Annotated in this window: 8 protein-coding genes; 1 reads left to right on the forward strand and 7 read right to left on the reverse strand. The window is 29.5% G+C overall.

Annotated features, from left to right (window positions below):
* Window positions 1–517: 517 nt before the first annotated feature.
* The 4 genes from V5784_RS03695 to V5784_RS03710 all read right to left on the reverse strand — a co-directional run bounded on the left by V5784_RS03695 (window position 518) and on the right by V5784_RS03710 (window position 2,660).
* Window positions 518–955, reverse strand: coding sequence for a MarR family winged helix-turn-helix transcriptional regulator (locus tag V5784_RS03695; protein WP_336887705.1), 438 nt, complete (start codon window positions 953–955; stop codon window positions 518–520).
* A 276-nt stretch (window positions 956–1,231) separates the two neighbouring features.
* Window positions 1,232–1,618 (reverse strand): glucose PTS transporter subunit IIA, encoded by a 387-nt coding sequence (locus V5784_RS03700; protein ID WP_336887706.1) that lies wholly within the window; start codon window positions 1,616–1,618, stop codon window positions 1,232–1,234.
* 24 nt (window positions 1,619–1,642) lie between these two features.
* Window positions 1,643–2,515 (reverse strand): hypothetical protein, encoded by an 873-nt coding sequence (locus V5784_RS03705; RefSeq protein WP_336887707.1) that lies wholly within the window; start codon window positions 2,513–2,515, stop codon window positions 1,643–1,645.
* Window positions 2,496–2,660, reverse strand: a complete 165-nt coding sequence (locus V5784_RS03710; RefSeq protein WP_336887708.1) for a hypothetical protein — start codon at window positions 2,658–2,660, stop codon at window positions 2,496–2,498. Before V5784_RS03710 ends, V5784_RS03705 begins: the two co-directional genes overlap by 20 nt.
* Before the next feature lie 512 nt (window positions 2,661–3,172).
* Between V5784_RS03710 and rpsT the strand changes: the two genes are divergently transcribed.
* Complete coding sequence (rpsT, locus tag V5784_RS03715) at window positions 3,173–3,433, forward strand: 30S ribosomal protein S20 (RefSeq protein WP_336887709.1); 261 nt, start codon at window positions 3,173–3,175, stop codon at window positions 3,431–3,433.
* Between the two features lie 278 nt (window positions 3,434–3,711).
* On the opposite strand, the gene V5784_RS03720 is transcribed toward rpsT, so the two are convergent.
* From V5784_RS03720 to V5784_RS03730, 3 genes are read right to left on the reverse strand one after another with little or no spacing between them, the layout of a single operon-like run.
* Window positions 3,712–4,359 carry an epoxyqueuosine reductase QueH gene (locus V5784_RS03720; RefSeq protein ID WP_336887710.1) on the reverse strand — a complete coding sequence of 216 codons (648 nt, stop codon included), beginning with the start codon at window positions 4,357–4,359 and terminating at the stop codon, window positions 3,712–3,714.
* A gap of 53 nt (window positions 4,360–4,412) precedes the next feature.
* Window positions 4,413–5,384, reverse strand: a complete 972-nt coding sequence (locus V5784_RS03725) for a hypothetical protein (protein WP_336887711.1) — start codon at window positions 5,382–5,384, stop codon at window positions 4,413–4,415.
* The gene (locus V5784_RS03730) at window positions 5,381–6,397 is read right to left on the reverse strand and encodes a spore photoproduct lyase family protein (protein WP_336887712.1); all 1,017 of its coding nucleotides are present in this window, start codon (window positions 6,395–6,397) and stop codon (window positions 5,381–5,383) included. The genes V5784_RS03725 and V5784_RS03730 overlap by 4 nt, the downstream gene beginning before the upstream one ends.
* Between the last annotated feature and the right edge of the window lie 262 nt (window positions 6,398–6,659).

Raw genomic sequence — 6,659 nt, forward strand, 5'->3', positions numbered from 1 at the left:
GAAATATTTCTTAATGAATATCAAAATTTAAGAGAATTATACACGGGAATAAAAAGGTATATTAATTTTTATAATAACGATAGAGGACATAGTTCTTTAGATTATGAAACACCTGCTAAGGTATATTTTGGTACTCAAAAACTTGCTTAAGTTTTTTCATAAACTGTTTGACAAGCACGACCACCATACACCTCTAATTGCTTTACTTGCCAAAAATATTACTTATTTTTACCGATGATCCTTTTTCACTTGAGAAAGATAAAGAACCCATTACCAACATCATACCTAATATTACTTTTTTCATTTCCACGTCTCCTACAGCTATTAATCTTTTTTTTTACTTCTCAGTCACAATCATTCATTTCCGGACAATATCCCTAAAAAAAATACGATTCCGAACGTTGCGTTTAAATTTAATGGGGATATTATCCCCGTTAAATTTATTCATTTTCGAACAAATCAAGTATATACGATTTCGAATGTTATGTCAACATTTTTTAAAATAGTTTTTTTATCTCTATTCCTTTGGGTTTTTAAGATTGTCTTTCATGTGTAAAAGTATTGTTTTCAATTCATCTTTCTGATCCTCAGAAAGTCCATATGTGATTTTTTTTAAAAATTCAGCTGCTATTTCATCAAAGTCTCTTGCATATTTTAACCCTTCTTTTGTAAGTCTTATATATAGGTGCCTTTTATCTAGAGTACAGTTTAATTTTTCAATAAGCCCTTCCTCAGAGTATCTACATAAGATATCACAAAGTGTTGATTTAGATTTTTTCCATAGATGAGCGATATCTTTAAACTCTAGATTTTTATTGATGAAAAGTATCATAAATAAACCTGCATGATTTCCTTCAATTGGTATCTTTCTCTTTTTTAATTCCACCTTCAAGTAATCAGCGAAGTCATTACCTATATGAAATATTGTTCCTATTATAGAACTTGCTAAAACCATATTATTACCTCCGTTTATGTATCTATAAATCATATACGATTCCGAACAAGTTGTCAAGTGTTTCATTCATTAAAAAATACTAAGAATATCTTTATAACTGCCTTCATAATTAAATTGTGGTGTAACTTTATTTAGAAGTAAAATCGATTACTGGGAAAGCCTAACTCTATTTAAGATATATCTTCATCAGAGGAGCACCGGTTTCTATTTTTTCTCCTGCCTTAGCTAATACTTCTATATAATCTACATTATCGTCACTTACAATTATTGGTGTGATTATAGACTTGGCATTTTTTTTAAATAATCTAAATCATAGCTCACTAATTTTTCTCCTACTTCCACCATTTTTTTAGGAGATAGTTCTACAATTCTTTCAAATCCTTTTCCTTCCAAAAGAGATGTCCCCACACCGAAATGGATAACAATATAGACACCTTTTCTAGGTTCAAATATTAAAAGGTGATTAGTTTTAAATATCTCTACCTTGGAAGATACAGGAGCACAAATCTCCCCTGGCTCAGGTATTATAGCACATCCATCTCCTATAATATTACTTGTAAAAACATTGCCCGGTACTTCATTTAGATCTATAACTTCACCTTTCAGGGGTGAATATACTAATATTTCTTTATCTTTTTTAAATATATTTTTTAAACTCATCATAATTACATTCCTCCTATAAATTTATTATGCACTTTTAATTACACTATACATATAGCCTATGTATACCATGACCAATACAACTCCCATCAATCTACCTATTTTTTTATTTAATATTGCAATGGTTCCTACCAAGATTGTAGCCATCCCTACATTCATAGCATCTATAATCATAGCTTGGTCTACTATAATTGGTTTTATAGCCATAGATACTCCTAAAGTAAATAAGATATTAAAGGTATTCGACCCCCCTATATTTCCAATAATAATACCCTGCTGTCCCTTTCTAGCAGCCATTATACACACTACAAATTCAGGGAGTGATGTTCCTACTCCTACAATGGTAAGCCCGACCAAATGCTTGCTCATACCAAATGTCGTGGCAATCTCAGATGCATATTCAATAACCATATCTCCACCCTTTACAACAGCAATTAATCCAATTAGAATCATTGCTATATCCTTAGAAAGATGTTTTATAGATGGTTTTTTTTTCTTTTTACCACGTAAAAATTTATTTAGTTTAAAAGTTCCCTCTGCAATCTCATAGATCATCATTTTTTTATCTTTATATTTTTGATCTACCAATGATTTTCCTATTGTTTCTTTGACAAAATAAACAAATATCAATATCAATATTATACCATCACCTCTAGTAAGATTTTGATCAATTCCTAAAAGTGTTCCATCAAAAGCTAAAAATGGCAGCAGAATTGCAGCAACTATAGCTAACGGAAAATCAAATGTTGCTAGTTTATCATCTATAATCATAGGCTTGAATATAGCAATTGTTCCTACAAAGAATAAAATATTAAATACATTTGATCCGACTATATTTCCAACTGCCATCTCATTGGAATCATTAGCGATAGCAGCCATATTAACCGCAAATTCTGGCAACGACGTTCCAAAGCCTAACAATAACTATTCCAATAATTAATTCTGGAATTTTAAACGCCTTGGCCACAACTGAAGACCCTTCAATAAAAACATCTACTCCCTTTATTAAAATAGCAAAAGACACTATCAATAATACATAAACCATAAATATACAACCTCCTAAAATATTCATATTTTTTTTGTTTTTATTACCCATTTTTCTACGACAAAATGTATTATACTCTCTTTTTTTTTAAGTCAAGAGAAAAATCGATTATTAAACATGTTCTTTTTCTAGAATTTTAGTTAATTTTTAATTCCAGCTTAATCATTGATTAGTTAAATTTGATTTTTACTGGCAGTTCCAATAAATTTAGCTGATATTTCTAGTCCTTAGTTTTCTGAAAATTTTAAAAATTATATGTATCTTAAATGAAAATAAATTCCCTACGAATCTTTATTTTTCTATCCCTAAAAAAAGCATTGTTAAAGTAATCGAAAATATGGTATAATATTTTCGGTCTATTGTACAATATTGGTCTCTAATCTTGTTATTTACTTACCAAATTAATCTCATTCGTTAAGAAGTATCTTGACGTTCCTTGTGATGTATGATAACATTACGAGGTAAAATATTATTTTAAATATTAAATTTTTAAATTCTTAGGAGGAATTAATTTGGCACATACTAAATCAGGTAAGAAAAGAATAAGAACAGCAGAAAGAAACAGAGTGAGAAATCAAGCTGTAAAATCTAGAACTAAAACTATGGTAAAAAAATTATTAACAGCTATCGAAGCTAAAGATGCAGAAGCAGCGAAAGCAGCTTTAATTGTAACTTACAGAGAGTTAGATAAAGCAGTTACTAAAGGTGTTTTCAAGAAAAACACTGTATCAAGAAGAAAAGCTAGATTATCTGCTGCAGTTAACGCTTTATAATTACCTGTAATAACAGAGACTAAAAAGGAGTTGAATTTTCAACTCTTTTTTTATTGCCTTTATTTTTTATTTATCACAACTTTCCTACCCTATGTTGCTTTTTTTTAAGGATAACTTACACGAATTTATAAAAAGAGCATAAAAATCTAAAGTTTTATGCTCTTTTTAATAGTTAGATTTAATTTATAAATTCCTGTATCAGGTTGTCATAATACTCAAATAAAAGTCTATTGAATAGAAAATAAATACCTGCAACTATAACAATATAAAGATAAAGTTTATTTATTTTTTTCATCTTCCTCCCTCTCCTGTTTTGAGTATATACATCCACAATAATCTTGACGATAAAGGTTGTGCTCACGGGATAACTCGATGGATCTTTTGTAACCATTTTTTTTCTTAAAATCAGCTTTTAAGAATTGGATTCCGAATCTTTCCTCTAACTCTATTCCAATTTCATTTATCTTTTGACCATTTTTTAATGGGCTGATAGAAAGAGCTGTGCTAAAATAGTCATAATTTAATTCATTAGCCATCTTAGCCGTCTGGGCAAGTCTCAGATCAAAACACTCAAAACAACGTTCTCCGCCTTCTCTTATCCCTTCTAATCCCCTTATCTTATCGTAAAATTCCACAGTATCATATTCTCCACCTAAAAAATAAATCTTATTCTTAGCAGTCTTATTGATAGTTTTTATAAATTCCTGTTGCTCAACATATCTTTTTTTATATTCATCATGAAAAGTGATGTTTGGATTATAATAATATACTGTAATCTTAAAATAATCTGCTAAATACTCTAGTGCGTATGACCCACAAGGTGCACAGCACGAATGTAGCAACAACGTCGGAATATAATCTAATCTTTCTATCTCTTTTATCTTTTTTTCCAAGATAATTTGATAGTTTATTTTGGGTTTATTCATAATTTTTCTCCTTTTGACTCTTCCTTTTCATGGTTTTTCTTAAACAAAAGAATTTATATCTCCAATATAAAAATCTCTAACATTATATCTAATTCCCCATTCCCTGATTTAAATTTAGCTTCTATATCTAAGGTCTTATCTAGATATCTTTGCAGGATCTCACTATCAAACCTCTCTATGAGGGGGAGTTTTAAAAAAATAACATAGGGATGGCTAAATCCCCTTTTATTTTTAAATAAATTTTTATTGTTCTCAAAAGCGACTTTAAAAGAGTTGTAGTTTCTAGTTGATTTTATAGTTCCCTCCTCAAAAAGAACACGTAGTTTCAACAGATTCAATAATTCTCCCATCAATACATTTAAAAAGAAAACATGCTCCTTGGATTTCTTTAGGTAGGTGAGGCTATTTCCCTTATTTCCCTGCAAGACCTCTTTTACCATATCAAAAGTATTGTACTCCTTGGATACAGTCAAAATATTTATAACTTTTTCAAAGGAAAAACTCTCTCCTCCTAAAAAAGTGTTTACTTTTTGCATCTCTTGATGAAGAGTAGAGAGATCATCACCTGCCATATCTTTAAATTTTACTGCTGTAGGCTTATCTACATTGAGGGTATTCATAATATAGTTAATAGTTGTATTTCCATCTTTATCCGACACTTCTATTAATTTAAAATTACCCTCTATTTCCTTTCGTGCTTTTTTAGGAAAAGGTTTCACTTCCTTTCCAAATTCATTGAGGGAGGAGTTATATATAATAATAATATCTTTATTTAAGATATTAAAATTATTCATAGCCTTAAAAAAAATCCATATTTTATCAATCTTTTCTGCTCTTTTAAGGATCAGAAGTTCCTTTCCTCCAAACATAGAATTTATAGAGATTGATTGAAAAAATAATTCCTCCTCCTTTAGACCAGCATCAAAGGTTTTTTGTAAAACATTTGGTGTTTCTAGAGTTAATTTATTGAGTAGATCCTTATAAACTAATTCTGTGGTTGAATCGCCTATGATTAAATAGTTCATCTAGCCTCCTTTTTAAAAACTTCATCCCAAATATATTGTGGTTCCATTCCCAGATAGATATCAAAGTTCCCATATTTATTTATTGAATTCACTATATTTTTATACATGTCTATACGTATCTTTTTAAAATACCTCTCTTTCCCGTCTATTCCAACGACAAATTCATTGAAAAACAAATCTGTATTTCGTTCTGCTAATACTTTTTGACGTAAACCTTTTTTATATCTAATAGTTCCAATTCCTATATCCCTTATCTTAGCCAGATCCAGGACAGAAAATATCTCTTCTACCATACCTCTATAAGCCACGTCACTCCCTTCTATGTCTATCATGGGATCTAGTCGAAGACCTATGGAATAACCGCGTTCTTGGAGTTTTTTAGCTGCTGCAATACGTTCCCTCAGAGATGATGCTCCTAGTTCATATCTGTCTATCACCTCCTGTGGGCTAAATGTAAATGATATAAGAATATTTTTAGGAGGATCTATTTTTAACAAGTTTTTTATATTATTACTTTTCGTTCTCAGTTCTAGGATCAATTCCGGTCTATTTTTAAAATACTCTATAAGATCAAAAGTTACATTGGTAAGGTTATCATGAACCAGAGTGTCATTGACAATCCCAGCACTTACCATACTTCCTGCTTTATTAAATTTATCTAGTTCAGTAAACATATCTTCTAAGTTTACATAGAAGATAAAGGCACTGTGGTTGAAATAATCTCTAAGATAGCAGTATAGACAGTTGAAAGGACAATTATTTTCATATGACAGGTAGAACTCCTCTTTTATCTTCGATAAATTGTCATCCAAATAATAATTTTTTAAAAAGTTCCCTTTTTTAGTAGTGAAAAGCATATACTGCTTCTCCTCTTCATTGGTTAATTTCATATCACGAATCATTTTAACAAATGTTTTCTTATCTTCTATGAACTCATATTTTTTTATCTTTTCTAGGATCTCTATTCCCTTTTTATAATTTTTAATATCCTCTGTTATATATATTTTATTCATTATTTTCTCCTATCTTTAATTTTTTTCTAGGTTTTAATCTAAAGTGTACTTGTATAAAAGCACTGTGAAACACTAAGTATTATACTATTTTAATCAGTTTTCTTCAATGATATGATATAATAAACTATAATGGTCGTATAAATTCATACAAAGAGTGTTTAACCTTAAGCAAAAAAATAGGGTATAATTTAAGAAAACAATATGGGGGATTTTGATTATGAATACACGAAAAACTTACTCTTCTAAGTTTAAATTTAAGATC

This window comes from Psychrilyobacter sp. (genome assembly GCF_037132775.1).
In the GTDB taxonomy this organism is placed as follows: domain Bacteria; phylum Fusobacteriota; class Fusobacteriia; order Fusobacteriales; family Fusobacteriaceae; genus Psychrilyobacter.